The 23,209-nt window shown below is 72.8% G+C and carries 2 protein-coding genes and 2 pseudogenes; all 4 read right to left on the reverse strand.

The window, feature by feature from the left end; genetic code table 11:
* Positions 1–15 precede the first annotated feature (15 nt).
* A complete protein-coding gene (locus D9753_RS38285) occupies positions 16–10,395 on the reverse strand; it encodes a non-ribosomal peptide synthetase/type I polyketide synthase (RefSeq protein WP_240468505.1) in 10,380 nt (3,459 codons plus the stop codon).
* Positions 10,396–10,617: 222 nt separating this feature from the next.
* A pseudogene (locus D9753_RS39715) lies at positions 10,618–13,058 on the reverse strand (type I polyketide synthase); the annotation flags it as partial.
* 69 nt (positions 13,059–13,127) lie between these two features.
* Positions 13,128–13,184: pseudogene (locus D9753_RS39720) on the reverse strand (hypothetical protein); the annotation flags it as partial.
* A gap of 215 nt (positions 13,185–13,399) precedes the next feature.
* Positions 13,400–23,062 carry an SDR family NAD(P)-dependent oxidoreductase gene (locus D9753_RS31065; protein WP_338057994.1) on the reverse strand — a complete coding sequence of 3,221 codons (9,663 nt, stop codon included), beginning with the start codon at positions 23,060–23,062 and terminating at the stop codon, positions 13,400–13,402.
* Positions 23,063–23,209 lie beyond the last annotated feature (147 nt).

Consider the following 23,209-nt stretch of genomic DNA (forward strand, 5'->3'; position numbering starts at 1 on the left):
GGCCCGGCCGGCCGGTCAGCCGGCGTCGAGTGCCCGGCGCAGCTCGCCGGCCAGAACGCGCAGCCCCTCGCCGCGCATCACCGTGTAGTGGTCGCCCGGAACGTCGACGAGGTCGGCGTCACCGGGGAAGTACGCCATCCAGCGCGACGCGGTCTCGGCCGTCGCACCGCCGTCCGCGGCCCGCAGGGCCAGCACCCGGCCCGCGAACCCGCGGGGCGAATGGCTCAACAGGGCCCGGTAGTTGTTCCGGAACCGGGTGAGGATGCGGCTCAGCGTGTCGAGGTCGACGTCGTCCGACAACGCCCCGGCCGCGCACGCCTCGCTGTGCAGCACCCGCACCGGCGGGCGGCCGTCGAACGCCTCGGGCGGCAGCTCCCAGTCCACGCCGGCCAGACCCGCCAGGTCCCGGGCGAACCAGGACAGCAGCACCTCGTCGGTGACGGGCGCGTCGGCCGGCCCGGGCGGCTCCAGCAGGTCCACCACGGCCAGCAGGTCCACCTCGGCACCCGCCGCGGTGAGCTGGACCGCCGTCTCCAGGGCGATCACCCCGCCCATCGACCAGCCTCCCAGCCGGTACGGGCCCTCGGGCAGCGCCTCACGGACCGCCGCCGCGTAGTGCGCGGCCATGGCCTCGACACTGAGCAGCTCGGCGTCCGGCGACTGGAGCGCGTAGAACGGCTGCTCCTCGCCGAGGAGTTCGGCGAGTTCCGCGTAGCAGAGCACGTCACCGCCGACCGGGTGCACGAAGACCAGCGGGGGCTTCGAACCGGTGGTGCGCACCGGCACCAGCGCCGTGCGACCGGCCTCCCCGCTGCCGGCCTCCCGGACCGCCTGGGCGAGCAGTTCGATGGTCGGCCGGGCGAAGAGCGTGGACAGCGGCAGGCTGCGGCCCAGACCGCGGGCGATCCTGGCCATCAGCCGCACCGCGAGCAGCGAGTCACCGCCGAGTTCGAAGAAGCCGGCGGTCACCCCGACCTCGGCCAGACCGAAGAACTCCGCCCAGATCTCGGCCAGACGGCGCTCCACGTCGTCGCGGGGCGCGACGAAACCGGTGCCTTCGCGGGCCATCTCGTCCGGCGCGGGCAGCGCCGCCCGCAGGACCTTCCCGTTGTCGCTCAGCGGCAGTTCGTCCAGGACGAGGATCCGCTGCGGCACCAGATACCGTGGCACCGCACGGCGCAGCGCCTCGGTGATCCCGGCCTCGGTGTCCTCCCGCCCGTCGTCGAGGACGACGTAGGCGATCAGCCGCTTGGGGCCGTGCTGTTCGCCCGCCGCGACGACCGCGGCGGCCCGCACCCCCTCGCACTGGGTGAGGGCGGCCTCCACCTCGCCCAGCTCGATCCGGTACCCCTGGATCTTCACCTGGCAGTCCTGTCGGCCGAGGAACTCGATGGTGCCGTCCGGCAGGAAACGCCCCAGGTCGCCGGTGCGGTACAGCCGCTCACCGGTGACCGGGTGGTGCACGAAGGCGGCCCGGGTCTTCGCCTCGTCGTTCAGATACCCGCGGGCCAGACCGACACCGGCGATGTAGAGATCACCCGGCACCCACACCGGGCAGGGCCGCATCGCGCCGTCGAGGACGTGGAAGCGCTGGTTACGCATCGCCCTGCCGTAGGGAATGCTCACCCAGTCGTCCCCGACCTGCCCGATCGGCTGGCAGATCGACCAGATCGACGCCTCGGTGGCACCGCCGAGGCTCCACTGCTCGACGTCCGGCAGCAGCAGCCGGATCCGGCCGGGCAGCGTCACCGGGATCCAGTCCCCGCTCATCATCACCAGCCGCACCGGCAGCCCGGTCAGCCCGCCCGCGAGGGCGTGTTCGGTGAACATCTCCATCAGCGCCGGCACGCTGTTCCAGACGGTCACCCGGTGCTCGGCGACGAGTTCCGCCCAGCGGGCCGGCTCGCGGTGCGCTGACGGCTCGGGCAGGACGAGCGCGCCGCCCACCGACAGCATGCCGAAGACGTCGTAGACCGACAGGTCGAAGTTGAGCGCGGACAGCCCCAGCGCCCGGTCCGCCGCGGTGACGCGGTAACGCTCGTTGACGTCGACCACCGTGTTCAGGGCCGCCCCGTGCTCGATCATCACGCCCTTCGGCAACCCGGTGGAGCCCGAGGTGAAGATCACGTAGGCGAGGTCGGCGGGCCCGGCGCCGCACGGGCCGAGCGGCCGGTCGTCACCGGCGTCGCCGGCCCGCACCACGGTCCTGGCCACGCCCCGCGGCCACACGGCGGTGTCCTCCACCCACGGCTGGGTGACGACGTGGCTGATCCCGCCGCTGTCCAGCAGCACTCGCAGCCGCTCGGCGGGCACGGCGGCGTCGATCGGGACGTACGCCGCCCCGGCCCGCAGGATGCCGAGCGCCGCGACGACCTGCTCCCAGCCCTTGTCCATCACGATGGCCACCAGATCGCCGGGACCGGCCCCCTGAGCGCGCAGCCGGTGCCCCACCTCGTTGGACCGGCGGTCGAGACCGGCGTACGTCAGTGTCAGCGCCGGCGTGATCACCGCGGGCTCGTCCGGGCGCGACGCGGCCTGGGCGAGGACCCCCTCGTGCAGCAGCCCGGCCGGGACGGGCCCGTCGGTGGCGTTCGCCTCGGCCCGCACGTCCAGGTCGGCCGCCGGGACGAGAACGGGCACGGGCCGCTGCCAGGCCGCCGGGTCGCGCGACAGGTCGTGCAGCAACCTCAGATAGGCGGCGAACATCGCGTCGACACAGCCCGCCGGGAACAGCTCCTCGATCACGTCCCAGTTCAGGACCAGCTCACCGGCCTCCTCGACCGCCTGGTGGTCCAGCCACACCTGCGGGGTGCGGACCGAACTGCTGACCTGGCGGCCGTTCTCACCGATCCCCGCCAGGTACTGCACGACCCCCCGCTGCTCGGTGTCCTGCTGACCGGTGAAGTTCACCAGGCTGGTGAAGACGACCGGCGCGGCGGCCCGCACCGAACCGCCCCGGGCCCGGTTCAGCTCCCTGAGCACCTGCACCCCGCTGACCTGACTGTGCTCCATGTCGCTCCACAGCCGGCGCTGCACCTCTTCGGCACGGCGGGCGAACGCCTCGGTGGCCGCGTCGCGGATCTCCAGCAGCAGGGTGGTGGAGAAGTTGCCGACGACGTCACCGACCTGCGGGTGAAGCGGCAGCCGGTTGAAGAACAGCAGGTTCAGCGAGAAGTCCGGGGTGGCACTCCACGCCCCGATCACCTGCGAGTACGCGGTGCACAGGGCCGCGGACGCGCTGACCCCGGCCGCCGCCGCGTGCCGTTTGAACCGGGACCAGTCCCGGCTCGACAGGGTCGCGCCCCGGTGGTTGAACACCGGCCGGTCCAGGGTCGACGGGTCGACCGCCAGCGGCAGTTGTGGCGCGGGCGGCAGCGTCTCGAGCCGGTCCCGCCAGTAGGCCAGCGCCCGGTCGTGCTCGGGCCCGCTCTCCAGGGCACGCGCCTGCCGGACGTAATCCCGGTAGCGCAGCCGCAGTTCGGGCAGCTCCTCACCGCGGTAGTGCGCGGCCCACTCCTTGAACAGGATCGACGTGCTGAAACCGTCGATGATCAGCGCGTCGAAGCCGGCGTGCAGCCGGATCACCCGGTCGTCGACCCGGGTCACCCGCACGTCGAACAGCGGCCAGCGGGCGGTGTCGAACACCTGCCGCCGCATCTCCTCGTACACGCCGGTCAGTGCGGCCTCACGCCCGGCCGGGTCCAGCGCACGGACGTCGCTCTCCCGGATCACGTAGGCCGGAACGTCCCGCAGCACATGCTGCTCACCCTCGGCCGTGAAGACCGCCCGCAGCATGTCGTGCCGTTCGATCATCGCCCGGAAGGAGGCGGCGAGACGGCCGGTGTCCACGTTCTCCAGATCGATCTCGATCTGGAAGTAGGTGGAGGTGCCGCCGAGTTCGAAGACGTCACCGCGACCGACGAGGTACGCCTGCTGGAGGTCGGTGAGGCCGAACGGCTCGTAGCGCTCCGCTTCTTCGCCTCCGGGCGCGGTGCCGGCCTCCTCGGTGACCTGCCCGGCGTCCGCGTCGGCGCCGGCTTCGTGGTCCTGCTGCGCGGGCTCCGCCTCGGGCGCGGCGCCGAGAGCGCGGAGGACCTCGTCGGTGAGGTCGTCGCTGCTGCGGCCGTTGAGGAAAGCCGTCATCGGCAGCAGGACGTCGAACCGCCGGCTCAGGGTCAGCCGGATCTTCATCGCGATCAGGGAATCGAGACCGAGCGCCTGCAACGGCTGGCGCCCGTCGAACCCGGCCGCCGCCATACCCAGCGCCTGGGCCACGGTCCGCACCACGAACGCCCGCACCGCCTCGGGCGTCACGGCGGGCACTTCTCCGGCCACGTCCACCGGTGCCGGGGCAGGGGCGGCGACGGGGGCCGTCGAAGTCGCGGCTCGCTCGCGCGGCCCTGGCACCACCACAGACGGGGGTACGGCCGCGGGTTCCGCCCCGGGCCGGGTCGCGACCGGAGCGAACCGCACGCCGTCGGCCTCGGCCACCAGCCGCCCGTCTCCCGCGACGAGCCGGATCCGCGCCCGGGCGCCACCGTCGAACAGTTCGGCGTGACATCGCAGCCCGTCCCCGGGACCACCACGGCGGTAGTGGACGAAGCGGTCCAGCCCGACCGGCACGAGGGCCGGTCCGCCCGTGGGGAAGCAGGCCAGGGCGGTATGGAACATCGCGTCGACCAGCCCCGGATGCAGCAGATAGGGTTCCGCCTCACCCGACACGGCGGCCCGGATCACCGCCGTGGCCTCGTCCCGGCCGAGCCTGATCCGTTCCACCCAGCGGACGGCCGAACCCAGATACAACGCGCGCTGCCACAGCACCCGGTACAGCTCGTCCCCGGTCAGCTCCCGGCCCGACTCCACCACCGCGAGCGCCACCGTCGGCGCGGCCGGCGCACCCGAGTGGGCCCGGCCCTGCGCGTGTAGCTGCCAACCACCGGCCGCATCCTGCGCGTAGTAACGGAACGCCCCGTCGTCCACGACGAGTTGGACGGCGCGTTCGCTGATCGCGGACGGATCGGCGCCGGCCGGGGCGAGCACCAGATCGAGCGGCAGCTCCAGATCCTCGACGGACACCGACCCCGGCCCGGCCAGCTCGGTGACCGCCTCGATCGCCGACGCCAGGAACACCCCCGCACCGACCACCGGCCGTCCACCGACCACGATGTCACCGAGGCAGGGATGCGCCGCCGGGTCGAGTCGGGCGGCGAACTGCGCCTGCGCGAGCGGCGACGGCAGCCGCACACCCAACAGACGCGCCGGTTCCACGGGTTGTCCTTGCGGACCCGGTCCACCCACCGTGACGGCTACAGGCTCCGGGGTGAGCCAGTAGTGGTGGCGTTGGAAGGGGTAGGGGGGTAGTTCGGTGGGGTGGGTGTTGTAGGGGGTGAGGAGGGTGGGCCAGTTGATGGTGATGCCGTGTGTCCATGCTTGGGCGGCGGCTTGGGTGAAGTGGGTGAGGGTTGCTTGGTTGCGGTGGAGGGTGGGGAGTGCGGTGCCGGTGGTGTCGAGTGTTTCGGTGAGGGCGGGGGTGAGGACGGGGTGGGCGCTGATTTCGATGAAGACGGTGTCGGGTGTGGTGAGTTGGGTGATGGTGGGGGCGAGTTGTACGGGGTTGCGTAGGTTGCGGTACCAGTAGGTGGCGTCGAGTTGGTGGGTGTCGAGGGGGCCGGCGGTGACGGTGGAGTGGAAGGGGGTGTGTCCGGTGCGGGGGGTGATGCCGTCCAGGTCGTGGGCGAGGGTTTGGCGGATTGTTTCGACGTGGGGGGAGTGGGAGGCGTAGTCGACGGGGATTTTGCGGGCCCAGATGCCGGTGGTTTCGCAGTGGGTGAGGAGTTCGTCGAGTGCGTGGGGGTGGCCGGTGACGACGGTGGAGGTGGGGCCGTTGGCCGCGGCGATGAATATCTGGCCGGTCCAGGGCGTGATGATGTCCTGGGTCTGTGTTTCGGCCAGTGCGAGGGAGGCCATGGCGCCGGTGCCGGAGAGTGCGCGGAGGGCTTTGGAGCGGAGGGCGATGATGCGTGCGCCGTCTTGGAGGGTGAGTCCGCCTGCGGTGACGGCTGCGGCGATCTCGCCTTGGGAGTGGCCGATGACGGCGTGGGGGGTGACGCCGCTGGCCTGCCAGAGTGCGGCGAGGGCGAGCATCATGGCCCAGGAGACGGGTTGGACGACGTCGACGCGGTCGAGGCCGGGTGCGTCTTGGTGGCCGTGGAGTACGGCGGTCAGGGACCAGTCGACGTAGGGGGCGAGGGCTGTCTCGCATGCGGTGATGGTGTCGCGGAACACGGGTGAGGTGTCGAGGAGTTCGACGGCCATGCCGGGCCACTGCGACCCCTGCCCCGGGAACACGAACACGACAGGCGCTTCGGGTGCCCGGCCCGGCTTCGCACCGGACACGGGCGCCGTCACGACCTCGGCCTCGCCGGAGGCGAGTGCGTCGAGGCCGGCGAGGAGCCCGTCGCGTCCGTCGGTGCCCGGGACGACGGCCCGGGACTCGAACGCGGAGCGCCCGGTGGCGAGGGAGAAGGCCACGTCGCCCGGGACCAGTTCGGGCTTCGCCCGCACGTGATCGGCGAGTTGTCGCGCCGCCTGGGCGAGTGCGTCCGCCGACCGCGCCGACAGCACCCACGGTAGCTGACCACCGTCCAGGAGGTCCTGCGATTCCGGTGCCCTGACGTCGGCGGGTGCCTCTTCGAGGATGGTGTGGGCGTTGGTGCCGCTGATCCCGAACGAGGACACGCCGGCCCGCCGGGTCCTGGCGTCGGCCATGGGCCACGGGTGGGGCTTGGTGAGCAGCTCGACACTGCCCGCGTTCCAGTCGACCAGGGTGCTGGGCTTGTTCACGTGGAGTGAGGCGGGCAGTTCTCCGTGGCGCAGTGCCATCACCATTTTGATGACGCCGCCGACTCCTGCGGCGGCCTGGGCGTGTCCCAGGTTGGATTTGAGGGAGCCCACCAGCAGGGGCTGGCCGTCGCGTTCGCTGCCGTAGGTGGCGAGGAGGGCTTGTGCTTCGATGGGGTCGCCGAGGGTGGTGCCGGTGCCGTGGGCTTCGACGGCGTCGACGGCTGAGGGGGTGAGGCCGGCGTCTGCGAGGGCGGCTCGGATGACGCGTTCCTGGGCGGGGCCGCTGGGTGCGGTGAGGCCGTTGGAGGCGCCGTCCTGGTTGACGGCCGTCCCGGCGACGACGGCGAGTACGTGGTGGCCCAGTCGTCGGGCGTCCGAGAGTCGTTCGACGACGAGGATTCCGACGCCTTCGGCCCAGGCGGTGCCGTCGGCGTCGGCCGAGAACGACTTGCACCGGCCGTCGGCCGCGAGCCCTCGCTGACGCGAGAACTCGATGAAGGTGTTCGGAGTCGACATCACGGCTACGCCGCCGGCGAGGGCGAGGGAGCACTCTCCGGAGCGCAGGGCACGCACGGCCAGGTGCAGGGCGACCAGGGACGACGAACACGCGGTGTCCACCGTCATCGCGGGGCCCTGCAAGCCCAGGGTGTAAGCCACCCGGCCGGTGGCCACGCTGCCGGTCGTGCCGGTCAGGAAGTGGCCCTCGGCCTCCTTGGGCATCCGGCCGCCACCGCCGTAGTCGTGGTACATCACCCCGGCGAACACACCGGTGTCGCTGCCGTGCAGTGACCCGGGCGCGATACCGGCCCGCTCCAGGGCCTCCCAGGAGACCTCCAGCAGCAGGCGCTGCTGCGGGTCCATCGCCAGCGCCTCGCGCGGCGAGATCCCGAAGAAGGCGGGATCGAAGTCGGCGGCCTCGTGCAGGAACCCGCCGTGCCGGACGTAGGAGGTGCCGGAGTGGTCCGGGTCGGGGTGGTAGAGGCCGTCGAGGTCCCAGCCCCGGTCCACCGGGAAGCCGGAGATCACGTCGCGCTGCTGGGCGACGACCTGCCACAGCCCTTCCGGCGAGTCCACCCCGCCCGGGAAACGGCACCCCATACCGACGATCACGATCGGGTCGTCGTCCGTACGCGGTACGACGGCGGTGGCGGCAGCGGCGGGCGGGGTGGACCGCCCGGCGCGCTCGTGGGCGAGCGCGAGCGCGAAGTCGGCGACGGCGGCCGGTGTGGGGTGGTCGAAGACGAGGGTGGCCGGAAGACGCAGGCCCGTGACGGACTGGAGGCGGTTGCGCAGTTGCACCGCGAGCAGCGAGTCGACGCCGAAGCCCTTGAACGGCTGGTCCGGGGCGATCCCGTCCGCGGAGTCGCGGCCGATGACCGCGGCGAGCTGCGCGCGTACGAGGTCGAGCAGCAGTCGGCGGCCCTCCTCCTGGGACATCCGGCCGAGCCTGCTGCGCAGTCCGGACTCGCCGGGGCGCCGCTGCGGCACCCGCACCAGCGAGCGCAGCACCGGGGACAGGGTCCCGGCGAGCGCGTCGGCGCGCAGCGCGGCCGGTTCGAGGCGGGCCGGCACGAGCACCGCGCTGTCGTCGGCGAGAGCCCGGTCGAGGAGCCCGAGCCCCTGCTCGGTGGAGAGCGGGGAGACACCGCGGGTCGAGAGGGCCTCACCGTCCAAGTGCCCCGTGAGCCCCGTACGTTCGTCCCACAGGCCCCAGGCGAGCGACAGCGCCGGGTGCCCGGCGGCGCGCCGGCGGGCGGCGAGCGTGTCGAGGAAGACGTTCGCCGCGGCGTAGTTGGCCTGCCCCGGATTGCCGAGCACGCCCGCCACCGAGGAGAACAGGACGAAGGCCGCCAGGTCCTGTCCGGCCGTCAGCTCGTCGAGGTGCGCGGCGGTGTCCACTTTCGGCCGTAGAACGGCGGCCAGCCGGTCCGCGGTCAGCGACCCGATCATGCCGTCGTCCAGCACCCCCGCGGTGTGTACGACGGCGGTGAGCCGTACGCCGCTCAGCAGGTGCGCGAGCGCGTCACGGTCGGCGGTGTCACAGGCGGCGAGGGTGACCTCGGCGCCCAACCCGGTGATTTCCGTCGCGAGTTCCGTCGCGCCGGGGGCGTCCGGGCCGCGGCGGCTGACCAGCAGCAGGCGGCGGGCGCCGTGCTCGGTGACCAGGCGCCGCGCCACCAGCGCGCCGAGCACTCCGGTGCCACCGGTGACGAGTACGGTGCCGTCCGGGTCGAGCCGGGCGCCACCGGTCGGGCCGGCGGCGACGGTGTGCCGCACCAGCCGGGGAGCGAGCGCCGTACCGTCACGCAGAGCGAGTTGCGGCTCGGTGAGTACGGCCGCGGGCACCGTGCCGACCGGATGCTCCGGGTCCGTGTCCAACAGGGAGAAACGGTCGGGGTGTTCGGACTGCGCGGTCCTGACCAGACCCCACACCGTGGCCTGCGCGGGATGCTCCGCACCGGGGCCGACGGCGCCGTCGGTCACCACCAGCAGTCGGGAACCGGTGAAACGGGCATCGGCCAGCCACCCCTGGACCAGACCCAGCGCCCAGTCTGCGGCCCGGTGCGCGTCCCCGGCGAGGCCGGCCCCCGTGCCACCCGAGTCCTGCGCCCCGACCGGACATCGCACGGCGACCACCTGTGGGACGGGTTCCGGCACCTCGGCCAGGTCCGCCACCGGACACGCGTCGACATCGGCCGCGGCGGCCCGGACCGGCTGCCACTCCAGCCGGAACAACGAGTCCGTGCCGCGGCCGGCGGCGGGGTCGGCGGCGTACGGCCGCATCGTGACCGCCTCCGCGGACAGCACCGGCTTCCCCGTGCCGTCGGCGGCCCGCAGGCTCACCCCGTCCTCGCCGGCCGCGCTCAGCCACACCCGCAGGGTGTCCGCGCCCTCGGTACAGCGGGTGACGCCGGACCACGAGAAGGGCAGAACGGTGCCGCCGTCCTCGCGGAGCAGGCCGACCGCGTGCAGAGCCGCGTCCAGCACCGCGGGATGCAGACCGAAGGCGGTGCCGTCCAGGTCGGCCGGCAGGCTCACCTCGGCATAGACGTCGCGGTCGGTGCGCCAGGCGGCCCGCAGGCCCTGGAAGGCGGGGCCGTAGTCGTAGCCCGACTCCGCGAGGGTGTCGTAGCGTGTGTCGACGTCGATCTCGCGGGCACCGGACGGCGGCCACTCGGTCAGGTCGAAGCCGGGGGCGTCGTCCCCCACGTCGAGCAGCGCCGAGGCGTGCCGCGTCCACGCGCTGCCCGGGCCGGCGTCCTGCGGCCGGGAGTGCACGGCCAGCTCCCGCTGTCCGTTCGCGGCCGGCGGTTCGACGGTCACCCGGAGCTGTACGGCCGCATCCGGTTCGAGCACCAACGGCGTCTGGAGGGTGAGTTCGGCCAGCCGCTCCCAGCCCAGCCTGCTGCCCACAGCCATCGCCAGTTCCAGGAACGCGGTGCCCGGCAGCAGCACGGTGCCCTGCACCGCGTGGTCCGCCAGCCACGGCTGCGTGTCGAGGGCGAGCCGCCCCGTGTACACCAGCCGGTCGTCCTCAGCCAGTTCGACCACCGCACCCAGCAGGGGGTGCCCGGCCGACGCCAGACCCAGCCCACGGGCGTCGGCCCCACCACGTTCAGGGGTGAGCCAGTAGTGGTGGCGTTGGAAGGGGTAGGGGGGTAGTTCGGTGGGGTGGGTGTTGTAGGGGGTGAGGAGGGTGGGCCAGTTGATGGTGATGCCGTGTGTCCATGCTTGGGCGGCGGCTTGGGTGAAGTGGGTGAGGGTTGCTTGGTTGCGGTGGAGGGTGGGGAGTGCGGTGCCGGTGGTGTCGAGTGTTTCGGTGGGCGGGGTGAGGACGGGGTGGGCGCTGATTTCGATGAAGACGGTGTCGGGTGTGGTGAGTTGGGTGATGGTGGGGGCGAGTTGTACGGGGTTGCGTAGGTTGCGGTACCAGTAGGTGGCGTCGAGTTGGTGGGTGTCGAGGGGCCGGCGGTGACGGTGGAGTGGAAGGGGGTGTGTCCGGTGCGGGGGGTGATGCCGTCCAGGTCGTGGGCGAGGGTTTGGCGGATTGTTTCGACGTGGGGGGAGTGGGAGGCGTAGTCGACGGGGATTTTGCGGGCCCAGATGCCGGTGGTTTCGCAGTGGGTGAGGAGTTCGTCGAGTGCGTGGGGGTGGCCGGTGACGACGGTGGAGGTGGGGCCGTTGGCCGCGGCGATGAATATCTGGCCGGTCCAGGGCGTGATGATGTCCTGGGTCTGTGTTTCGGCCAGTGCGAGGGAGGCCATGGCGCCGGTGCCGGAGAGTGCGCGGAGGGCTTTGGAGCGGAGGGCGATGATGCGTGCGCCGTCTTGGAGGGTGAGTCCGCCTGCGGTGACGGCTGCGGCGATCTCGCCTTGGGAGTGGCCGATGACGGCGTGGGGGGTGACGCCGCTGGCCTGCCAGAGTGCGGCGAGGGCGAGCATCATGGCCCAGGAGACGGGTTGGACGACGTCGACGCGGTCGAGGCCGGGTGCGTCTTGGTGGCCGTGGAGTACGGCGGTCAGGGACCAGTCGACGTAGGGGGCGAGGGCTGTCTCGCATGCGGTGATGGTGTCGCGGAACACGGGTGAGGTGTCGAGGAGTTCGACGGCCATGCCGGGCCACTGCGACCCCTGCCCCGGGAACACGAACACGGCTCGGGAAGGAGACACGCCCTGCTCGCCACCGGCCTCGCCGGAGGCGAGTGCGTCGAGGCCGGCGAGGAGCCCGTCGCGTCCGTCGGTGCCCGGGACGACGGCCCGGGACTCGAACGCGGAGCGCCCGGTGGCGAGGGAGAAGGCCACGTCGCCCGGGACCAGTTCGGGCTTCGCCCGCACGTGATCGGCGAGTTGTCGCGCCGCCTGGGCGAGTGCGTCCGCCGACCGCGCCGACAGCACCCACGGTAGCTGACCACCGTCCAGGAGGTCCTGCGATTCCGGTGCCCTGACGTCGGCGGGTGCCTCTTCGAGGATGGTGTGGGCGTTGGTGCCGCTGATCCCGAAGGACGAGACGCCCGCCCGTCGGATCTTGCTCTCGTCGGCGGGCCATGGGCGTGGCTGGGTGAGCAGGCGGATGCCGCCGGTGTTCCAGTCGACCAGGGTGCTGGGTTTGTTCACGTGGAGTGAGGCGGGCAGTTCTCCGTGGCGCAGTGCCATCACCATTTTGATGACGCCGCCGACTCCTGCGGCGGCCTGGGCGTGTCCCAGGTTGGATTTGAGGGAGCCCACCAGCAGGGGCTGGCCGTCGCGTTCGCTGCCGTAGGTGGCGAGGAGGGCTTGTGCTTCGATGGGGTCGCCGAGGGTGGTGCCGGTGCCGTGGGCTTCGACGGCGTCGACGGCCGAGGGGGTGAGGCCGGCGTCTGCGAGGGCGGCTCGGATGACGCGTTCCTGGGCGGGGCCGCTGGGTGCGGTGAGGCCGTTGGAGGCGCCGTCCTGGTTGACGGCGGTGCCGGCGACGACGGCGAGTACGTGGTGGCCCAGTCGTCGGGCGTCCGAGAGTCGTTCGACGACGAGGATTCCGACGCCTTCGGCCCAGGCGGTGCCGTCGGCGTCGGCCGAGAACGACTTGCACCGGCCGTCGGCCGCCAGGCCTCGCTGGCGGGAGAACTCGATGAAGATGCCGGGTGTGGACATGACGGTGACGCCGCCGGCGAGGGCGAGGGAGCATTCGCCGGAGCGCAGGGCGCGCACGGCCAGGTGCAGGGCGACGAGGGATGATGAGCATGCGGTGTCCACCGTGAGGGCGGGGCCCTGTAGCCCGAGGGTGTAGGCGACCCGGCCGGAGGCGACGCTGGAGGTGGTTCCCGTGAGGCCGAATCCGGCGGCACCGGCCGCCGCCTCACCGAGCCGAGGACCGTACTCCTGGGCGATGGCCCCCAGGAACACACCCGTTGACGTGCCGTGCAGTGACCCGGGCGCGATACCGGCCCGCTCCAGGGCCTCCCACGAGACCTCCAGCAGCAGGCGCTGCTGCGGGTCCATCGCCAGCGCCTCGCGCGGCGAGATCCCGAACAACTCGGCGTCGAACTCCGCGGCGCGGTCCACGAAGCCGCCGTGCCGGACGTAGGAGGTGCCGGAGTGGTCCGGGTCGGGGTGGTAGAGGCCGTCGAGGTCCCAGCCCCGGTCCACCGGGAAACCGGAGATCACGTCGCGCTGCTGGGCGACGACCTGCCACAGCCCTTCCGGCGAGTCCACCCCACCCGGGAAACGGCACCCCATACCGACGATGGCAATCGGATCGTTGGTGCCGTCCTCCAGTTCGCGGACCCGCTGACGGGACTCGTGGAGATCGACGGTGAGGCGCTTGAGGTAGTCGACCAGCTTGTCGTAGTCCTTCGTGCTCATGATGGTGGTGCCCCCGTAGACGTCGTGACGCTGTGCCTTGTGTGCGTGGACCCTGCGTCGCTGGTGTCGAGCTGTGCCCGGGCGGGCCGGGCGGAGCGAACCGAGTGAGCAGGGTGAGGGGCGGCGGGACGCCAAGGAACGCGGCGAGCCGCCCGGCTGCGATGCGGTGCGGTGCGTTCGGCGGTGCTGTGCGTGCGGTGTGGCTCGGTGTGGCGTCAGAGTTCGGAGTCGATGAACGCGAGGAGTTCGTCGACCGACGCTGACTGGACCCGTGTGGTCAGATCGTTGTGGTTGGTCTGGGACCGCTGGACCGGTACGCGGACGAGCAGCGCCTGGAGTCGTTGGATGATCTCGGCCCGGGTGCCGTCGTCGGAGCCGTCCGCGAGTTCGGCGAGTGCCGCTTCGAGCCGGTCGAGTTCGGCCAGGCCGGGCGTGGCCGGCGAGGCGGTGGGGCCGGTGGTTCCGGCCTCGGCCGGTGCCAGTTCGGCGTGCAGATGGGTGACGACCGCCCTGGGCGTCGGGCAGTTGAAGAGGAAGGTGGCGGGCAGCCGGAGTCCGGAGCCGGTCTGAAGCCTGTTGCGCAGCTCCACGAGGGTGAGCGAGTCGCAGCCCAGGTCCTTGAAGGGCCGGTGGGCCGGGATGCCGGTCGCTTCGGCCCGGCCGAGTACGGCGGCGGTCTGCACCCGGACGAGGTCCAGCAGCATCTCGTCCTGCTCGGCCCGGCTCAGTGCGGCAAGCCTGTCACGGAGCGAAGCGGACTTCACCGCGGTGACGGTGACCGGCGCGTCGGCAGGGCGCGGCGCGGCCGGAGCCAGGTCCCGCAGCACGGGCGGCAGTTGCGCGCCGAGCGTGCCGAGCGCGGCCCGGTCGATGCGTGCGGGCACGAGTGCGGCGCTGTCCATGCGGAGGGCCGCGTCGAACAGGGCCAGACCTTCCGCCGGGGCGATGGGGGAGAGGCCGGTCCTGGCGAGCCGCCCCCGGTCGGCCTCGGTCAGGCCGCCCGCCATCCCGGCAGCCCCGGCCATCCCGGCACCGCCGGCCACCCCGCCGACCCCGGCCCCTTCCCCGGTGCCCGGCCCTCCCGCCGGGTCCGACCACAGTCCCCAGGCCAGGGACAGAGCCGGGAGCCGACGGGCTCTGCGGTGCTGGGCGAGGGCGTCCAGACAGGCGTTGGCAGCCGCGTAGTTGCCCTGCCCCGCGCCCCCGATGACGCCCATGACGGAGGAGAACAGGACGAAGGCCGCGAGGTCCTGGTCGGCGGTCAGTTCGTGCAGGTTCCACGCCGCCGTGGCCTTGGCCGCGAGCACGGTGTCGAGGCGTTCGGGGGTGAGCGCGGTGATCACACCGTCGTCGAGCACCCCCGCCGCGTGTACGACGGCGGTGAGCCGTACGCCGGTCAGCAGGTGTGCGAGCGCCTCGTGGTCTGCCGCGTCGCAGGCCGCGAGGCTGACCTCGGCGCCCAACCCCGTGAGTTCCGTGACCAGTTCCGGCGCTCCGGGTGCGTCGGGACCACGGCGGCTGACCAGCAGCAGACGGCGGGCCCCGTGCTCGGTGACCAGGTGCCGGGCGACGAGTCCGCCGAGGGCGCCGGTGGCCCCGGTGACCAGGACCGTGCCGGCCGGATCGAGGGCCGTCGGCAGGGTGAGGACGACCTTGCCGACGTGCCGGGCCTGGCTGACGTGGCGGAACGCCTCCGGTGCCCGTCGCACGTCCCACTCACTGACCGGCAACGGAGACAACGCCCCCGACGACAGCAACCGCAGTACTTCGCTGAGCAGTTCGGTGATCCGCCCGGGATGCGCCTGGAGCAGGTCGAAGGACTGGTAGGCGACCCCGGGGTACTCGGCCGCGACCTCCCGCGGGTCTCGCACATCTGTCTTGCCCATCTCGACGAAGCGGCCACCGCGCGGCAGCAGCCTCAGTGAGGCGTCCACGAACTCACCGGCGAGGGAGTCCAGTACGACGTCCATGCCGTGCCCCTCGGTGGCCGCGGCGAACGCGGTCTCGAAGTCCAGGGTGCGCGACGACGCGAGATGCCCGTCGTCCAGGCCGAGGGCACGCAGCGCGCCCCACTTGCCGGGGCTCGCCGTGCCGTAGACCTCCGCTCCCAGATGCCGGGCCAGTTGGACGGCGGCCATGCCGACACCACCCGCCGCCGCGTGGATCAGCACACGCTCGCCCGCACTCAGGCCGGCGAGATCGACCAGGCCGTGGTAGGCGGTGAGGAACACGATGGGCGCGGACGCCGCCTGGGCGTACGTCCAGGTCGCGGGCATGGCGGCGACCCGCCGGTGGTCGGCCACGGCCACCGGGCCGAACGCCCCGGAGAACAGGCCCATCACCCGGTCACCGACCTCGAAACCGGTGACGTCCGCCCCCACCTCGGTGACCACACCGGCCCCTTCCAGGCCGAGCAGCCCGGGATCGCCGGGGTAGAGACCGAGGGTGTTCAGTACGTCACGGAAATTGACGCCCGCGGCGCGCACCGCGATGCGCAGCTCACCGTCGCCGAGCGGGGCCAGGGATTCCGGGCAGGGTTCGAGCGCCAGATGGTCCAGCGTCCCACGTTCGCGGACCGCCAGCCGCCAGGCCGCCACCCCGGCGGGAGGGACGAGGGTGCCGTCGGCCGTCGCGGGACCGAGCCTGGGCACCAGCAATGCCCCTTTACGCACCGCGAGTTGTGACTCCGAGCCGGCCAGCGGCAGCGCGGCGCGGCAGTCGGCCGCCCACTCCACGTCCAGAAGCCCGAAGTGCCCCGGGTGCTCGGTCTGCGCTGACCGCGCCAGACCCCATACGGCCGCGTCGGCGGGGTCCGCCACGTCCGCGTCCGGTGCCGTGGCCACGGCACCCCGGGTGACCAGCACGAGCCGCGAATCCGCGAGCCGGTCGTCGGCCAGCCATGCCTGAAGCAGGGCGAGCGCGCGATGCACCGTGGGCCGGGCGTCACCCACCGTGCCGTCCGCGGCGGGCGACAGCTCCACGAGCGGTGCGAGGACCACCGAGGGGGCGGGCAACCCCGCGTCGAGGGCTTCGCCCAGTGCCGCGAGGTCGGCGTAGCGCGGGCCGACGCCCAGGTCGGTGATGCCCAGTACGGCGGCGTCCGGTGGTGGCTGCCGGTCCGCCGCGGCCGGCTTCCAGGCCAGGCGGTGGAGCGACCGTGGTACGACGGGGTCGTCACCGGCGGGGCGAAGGAGCAGCTCCTCGATCTCGGCGATCACCGCGCCGGACTCGTCCAGCAGGGTCAGCGCCACCGCGTCCGGCCCACTGGCGGTGATCAGGACGCGGGCGGTGCGCGCCCCGGGCTGGTGGACGGACACACCGCGCCAGGAGAAGGGCAGCAGCCGACGGCCGCCCTCGCCCAGCGCGGTCGTGACGACCGGGTGCAGGGCCGCGTCGAGCAGAGCCGGGTGCAGTCCGTAGGAGGCCGCGTCGGTGACGGACGCCGGCAGGGCCACCTCGACGAGCAGGTCCGCGCCGTGCCGCCACGCGGCGCGCAGGCCGCGGAAGACCGGGCCGTAGGTGTAACCGGCGGCGGCCAGTTCGTCGTAGCAGCCGTCGAGGGGCAGCGGTTCGGAGGCGGCGGCGGGCCGGCCGACGGTAGCCGTGGGCGCCCCTGTGTGCGGGGCGAGGAGGCCGGTGGCGTGCAGGGTCCACGGCGCGCTGGTGCCGTCCGGCGTCGCGGCGCGGGCGTGCACGGTCAGGGCGCGCTGCCCCTCGTCGTCGGGCGCGGCGACGGCGAACTGCACCTCGGTGCTGCCGTCTTCGGGGAGCACCAGCGGTGCCGTCAGGGTGAGTTCGGCGACCCTCGGAGCGCCGGTCTGCGCTCCCGCCCGGACGGCGAGTTCCAGGAAGGCGGTGCCGGGCAGCAGGACCGAGCCGAGGACGGTGTGGTCGGTGAGCCACGGATGCGTGCGGCGGCCGAGCCGCGCGGTCAGCACGGCCTGCCCGGACGCGGCCAGCTCCACGACGGGCCCGAGCAACGGGTGGCCGGCCGGTCCTCCACCGCCGTTCGCGGTCAGCCAGTAGCGCTCCCGCTGGAAGGCGTAGGTGGGCAGGTCCGGCCTCCGCCCCGGGCCGAACACGGCGTTCCAGTCCGGGCTTCGGCCGCGGACGTGCAGGGCGCCGAGTGCGGCGGCCAGGCCACGGCGGTCGGACCGGCCACGGCGCAGCACCGGCACGAACGCCGTCGTGTCGTCGTCGAGGCAGTCCTGGCCGAGTGCCGACAGCACACCGTCCGGGCCGAGTTCGAGGAACGTCCGCATCCCCAGATCGCGCAGCGCGGTCAGACCGTCGGACAGCCGTACCTCCCGACGCACCTGCCGGACCCAGTAGTCGGCGGTGACCTCGACGGGCCGCCCGGTCACGGTGGACACCATGGTGATGCGCGGCGAGGCGTACGGGATCCCCGCCGTGACGGCGCCGAACGCGTCGAGCATCCCCTCCATGCGGTGCGAATGGAAGGCGTGGCTCACCACGAGCCGGCGTGTCTTACGGCCGTCGGCGGCGAATACGGCGGCGATCTGCTCGACGGCCTCGACGTCACCGGAGATGACGACGGCGGCGGGTCCGTTGACGGCCGCGACGCTCACCTCGTGCTCGCGGCCTTCCAGCAGTGCGCGGACCTCGTCCGCTGAAGCCTGGACGGCCATCATCGTGCCGCCGGCCGGCAGAGCCTGCATGAGCCGGCCGCGCGCCGCGACCAGGGCGCACGCGTCGGGCAGAGTCAGGATCCCGGCGACGTGCGCGGCGGCGAACTCGCCGATGGAGTGGCCCAGTACGGCGTCCGGCACCAGCCCCCGGTGCTCCAGCAGCCGGAACAGCGCGACCTGGAGGGCGAACAGGGCGCACTGGGTGTTCTCGGTCCGATCGAGCGCCTCGGCGTCGTGGAACATCACCTCGCGGATCGGCGAGGTGGCGGACACGGACTCACGGCAGGCGTCGAGTTCCCCGCACACCTCGTCCAGGGCGGCGGCGAAGACCGGCTCTGTCTCGTACAACTCGTGTCCCATGCCGACACGTTGGCTGCCCTGACCGGTGAAGAGGTAGGCGAGCCCGTCGTCGGGGCGGGCGGCGCCGACGGTCAGCGCGGAGTGCGGTTCGCCGCTGCCGAGCGCGGCCAGCGCCGCCCGGGCCTCGGCACGGGTATCGGCGGTGACGACCGCACGGTGGTCGAGGGCGCCGCGGGTGGTGGCCAGGGCGCGGCCGAGGTCCCGGGCGGGTACCTCGTCCAAGGTGTCCAGGGCGTCGAGGAGCACGGTGGCCTGTGCGCGCAGAGCCGGTTCCGTACGGCCGGACAGCACCCACAGGGCAGCCGCGTCGTCCTGCCCGGCGCCGACCTCGGGCACGTGCGTCTCGGCGGGTGGCTCCGCGAGTACGACGTGGGCGTTGGTGCCGCTGATCCCGAAGGACGAGACGCCCGCCCGTCGGATCTTGCTCTCGTCGGCGGGCCATGGGCGTGGCTGGGTGAGCAGTCGGATGCCGCCGGTGTTCCAGTCGACCAGGGTGCTGGGTTTGTTCACGTGGAGTGAGGCGGGCAGTTCTCCGTGGCGCAGTGCCATCACCATTTTGATGACGCCGCCGACTCCTGCGGCGGCCTGGGCGTGTCCCAGGTTGGATTTGAGGGAGCCCACCAGCAGGGGCTGGCCGTCGCGTTCGCTGCCGTAGGTGGCGAGGAGGGCTTGTGCTTCGATGGGGTCGCCGAGGGTGGTGCCGGTGCCGTGGGCTTCGACGGCGTCGACGGCCGAGGGGGTGAGGCCGGCGTCTGCGAGGGCGGCTCGGATGACGCGTTCCTGGGCGGGGCCGCTGGGTGCGGTGAGGCCGTTGGAGGCGCCGTCCTGGTTGACGGCCGTCCCGGCGACGACGGCGAGTACGTGGTGGCCCAGTCGTCGGGCGTCCGAGAGTCGCTCGACGACGAGGATTCCGACGCCTTCGGCCCAGGCGGTGCCGTCGGCGTCGGCCGAGAACGACTTGCACCGGCCGTCGGCCGCCAGGCCTCGCTGGCGGGAGAACTCGATGAAGATGCCGGGTGTGGACATGACGGTGACGCCGCCGGCGAGGGCGAGGGAGCATTCGCCGGAGCGCAGGGCGCGCACGGCCAGGTGCAGGGCGACGAGGGATGATGAGCATGCGGTGTCCACCGTGAGGGCGGGGCCCTGTAGCCCGAGGGTGTAGGCGACCCGGCCGGAGGCGACGCTGGAGGTGGTTCCCGTGAGGCCGAATCCGGCGGCACCGGCCGCCGCCTCACCGAGCCGAGGACCGTACTCCTGGGGCATGACGCCGGCGAACACGCCGGTCTGGGTGCCGCGCAGGGAGTCCGGGGCGATGCCGGCGCGTTCCAGGCTTTGCCAGCACACCTCGAGGAAGGCCCGCTGCTGCGGGTCCATCGCCAGCGCCTCGCGCGGCGAGATCCCGAACAGCTCGGCGTCGAACTCCGCGGCGCCCTCCAGGAAGCCGCCGTGCCGGACGTAGGTCGTGCCGACCTGTGCGGGGTCGGGGTGGTAGAGGCCGTCGAGGTCCCAGCCCCGGTCCACCGGGAAGCCGGAGATCACGTCGCGTTGCTGGGCGACGACCTGCCACAGCCCTTCCGGCGAGTCCACTCCGCCCGGGAAACGGCACCCCATACCGACGATCACGATCGGGTCGTCATGGCCCGGACGAGCCCTGGAGTCAACCGCGTTGCGGATCGGCTCGGTGAGCATCGGGGCCTGCGGGTCGCTGAGAGTCGCGGCCAGTTCGGCTGGGCTGGGGTGCTCGTAGACCACGGTGGTGGGCAGGGTGCGTCCGGTGGCGGTGACGAGTCGGTTGCGCAACTCGACGACCATCGAGGAGTCGAAGCCCAACTCCTTGAACCTGAGTCGTGGTTCGACGTCTTCGGCCCGGTGGTGGCCGAGGACGGCGGCGGCGTGCGCCCGCACCAGCTCCAGGGCGGCCGGGCCGGACAGCGACCGGGCCGGCGCGGCCTCCACCGCCTCCGTGGTGTCCTCCGCGAGCGCCGAAGCCCCCGACGCGAGCGCCGAAGCCTTCGAAGGCGACCCGGTGCGCGCCGCCGACGCGGCGACAGCGTCCGTGCGCTGCCCGGAGATCCAGTGCCGACGCCGTTGGAAGGCGTACGTCGGCAGTTCGGCGCGGGCGGTGCCGGCCGGCAGGACGGCGGACCAGTCCACCTCCGCGCCGTGGCAGAAGGCCTCGCCGAACGCGAGCAGCAACCGTTGCCGGCCGCCTTCCGTACGGCGCAACGTGCCCAGCGCGGTGACCGGCAGGTCCGCGGCTTCCGCGGTCTGCTGGACGGCGAGCGTCAGCACGGGGTGCGGGCTCATCTCGATGAAAAGACCGTGCCCCGCGTCGAGCAGCCCCCGTACGGTCGGCTGGAACCGCACCGGTTCGCGCAGGTTGCGGAACCAGTAGTCGGCGTCGAGGCCGGGACCGTCCAGGGCTGCCGCGGTCACGGTGGAGTGCAGTGGTACCCGCCCGGCGCGCGGCGCGATCCCGGCCAGCTCCGCGTGCAACGTCCCCCGTACGGCGTCGACGTGCGGGCTGTGCGAGGCGTAGGCGACCGGGACGCGCCGAGTGCGGACGTCCTCGCCGTAGTACGCGGCCAGCGCGTCCAGGGCTTCCCCGTCACCGGCCACCACGGTCATGCCGGGGGAGTTGACGGCGGCCACGCCGAGCTGCGGGTGGCCGGCGATGTCCTCCCGCACCCGGTCGGCGGAGAGCGACACGGTGAGCATGCCGCCGCCGTGGCCGGCCAGTGCGCCGAGGGCCGCGCTGCGTACGGCGATCAGCCGGGCCGCGTCGTCGAGGCCGAGGGCGCCGCTGACGGTGGCGGCGGCGATCTCGCCCTGCGAGTGACCGACGACCGCGGCGGGCTCGACACCCGCCGCCCGCCACAGGGCGGCCAGGGCCACCATCACGGCCCACAGGGCGGGCTGTACGACGTCATCGCGTTCCAGAGCGGGCGCGCCGGGGCGGGCGCGCAGTACGTCAAGCAGAGACCAGTCACGGTACGGGCGCAGCGCGCGCTCGCAGTCCTCGATGACACCGGCGAACACCGGTGCGGTGTCGAGGAGTTCCGCGGCCATGCCGGCCCACTGAGAGCCCTGTCCGGGGAAGACGAACACCGCCGTACGGCGGGTACGGAGGCTGCTGCCCTCGACCACGGCCGGGCTGACCCGGCCGTCGGCGACCGCGTCCAGGGCGGTGAGCAGGTCGTCCCGGCCGGCACCGACGAGAACGGCCCGATGGGTGAACGCGGTGCGGTCGTGGGCGAGGGCCCGGGCGACCTCGGTGGCACCGAAGTCCGAGTGTGCGGCGAGGTGTTCGCGCAGCCGGGCGGCCTGCGCGCGCAGCGCCGCGTCACCGCGTCCGGACAGCACCCACGGGACGGGACCGGCCTCCCGCCGCGAACGCTGTCCTCCCTGCGGTGCGCTCGTGTCGGTCTTCGCACCTGCCTCCGGCCACTCGCTGAGCACCAGATGACAGTTGGTGCCGCCCATCCCGACGGAGGTGACGCCCGCGACGAGCGGGCGGTCGGGGCGCGGCCACGGACCGGTGGCGGTGGTGGCGGCGAGGCGCAGCTCGGCGAACGGTATGCCGGGATTCGGGGTGCGGTAGTTCAGGGTCGGGACGAGCCGGCGCTCCTTGAGGCACAGGATGGTCTTGACGAGTCCGGCGATGCCGGCGGCCCCTTCCAGGTGGCCGATGTTCGTCTTGACGGAGCCGAGCCTGAGCGGGTTCTCTGGTGTGCGGGACGGGGCGAAAACGGCGCCCAGAGCAGATGCTTCGACGGGGTCCCCGACCCGGGTGCCCGATCCGTGGATTTCGACGTACTGCGCTTGGTCCAGCGGGATTCCCGCGTGCTTCCAGGCGTCGCGCAGCACACGTTCCTGGGCTTGTCCGTTCGGGGTGGGGAGGGTTTCGCTGGCGCCGTCGTTGCCGACGGCTCCGCCGCGTATCAGGCAGTGCACGCGGTCGCCGTCGGCCATGGCGCGGCTGAGGAGTTTGAGTGCCACCAGGCCGCCGCCCTCACCGCGGACGTAGCCGTTCGCGCGGGCGTCGAGAGCGTAACATCGGCCGTCCGGCGAGAGGCTGCCGAAGGCCGCCAGGGCCTGGCTGCTCTCCGGTGCGAGGTTGAGGTTGACGCCGCCGGCCAGCGCCGCGGTGGACTCGCCGCGGCGCAGGCTCTCGCAGGCCAGGTGCACCGCGACCAGTGATGACGACTGCGCGGTGTCGATGACGATACTCGGGCCCCGCAGGCCGAGGACGTAGGAGACCCGGTTGGCGATGATGCCCCGGTGCAGTCCGGTCACCGTGTGCGCCGAGGTCGCGCCGGGTCCGGCCGCACGGGTGAGCGCCGCGTAGTCGTCGGCGATCGCGCCGACGAAGACGGCGGTGTCGCTGCCGGCGAGTGTGGCCGGGACGATGCCGGCGTCCTCGAGCGCTTCCCAGGCGAGTTCCAGCACGAGCCGTTGCTGCGGGTCCATCGCGGCGGCTTCACGTGGGGATATGCCGAAGAACCCGGCGTCGAAAGTGTCGACGGAGGGCAGAAAACCACCGCGGCGCGGCGACCCGTCCGATAAGGCGGCGAGGTGGGCGCGGTCCGGGGGCGGATCCGCTATGGCGTCCCGGCCGTTGCGCAGAAGGTCCCAGAATTCGGCGGGCCCTGACCCGCCGGGAAAGCGGCAGGAAAATCCGACGACGGCAATGGTCCGGTCGTCCACGTGATCGAATGCCGGCTGCTGTTCCCGGCCCCGGACCGGCTGTTCCGCATTTTCTTCCGCACCGCCCGACGTGTTTCGAGTCGTGTCAGCCTGTGGCGGTCCTGCATATATCTGGGCGTGACGGATCATTGCTCGGTTGCTCCCCCCGTGAAGCGCGATCATCGTGCTGCCGACTTGAGGTCTGGCCGGACTTCGAGTCGGCTTCGGACGGTAGCACCGAGCCGCGGGCTCCGTAAACCAAAACCACCCAGAACCTCTCAACGGTTTTCCGGTATCCACCGGGTAACACCGCTCGTGTCAGAGCGGGTG

The organism is Streptomyces dangxiongensis, assembly GCF_003675325.1.
GTDB lineage: Bacteria > Actinomycetota > Actinomycetes > Streptomycetales > Streptomycetaceae > Streptomyces > Streptomyces dangxiongensis.

What these genes read in the sequence shown, in the direction of transcription:
- D9753_RS31065 (WP_338057994.1), bottom strand. Translation starts at nt 23,062, where the DNA reads ATGATCGCGCTTCACGGGGGGAGCAACCGAGCAATGATCCGTCACGCC.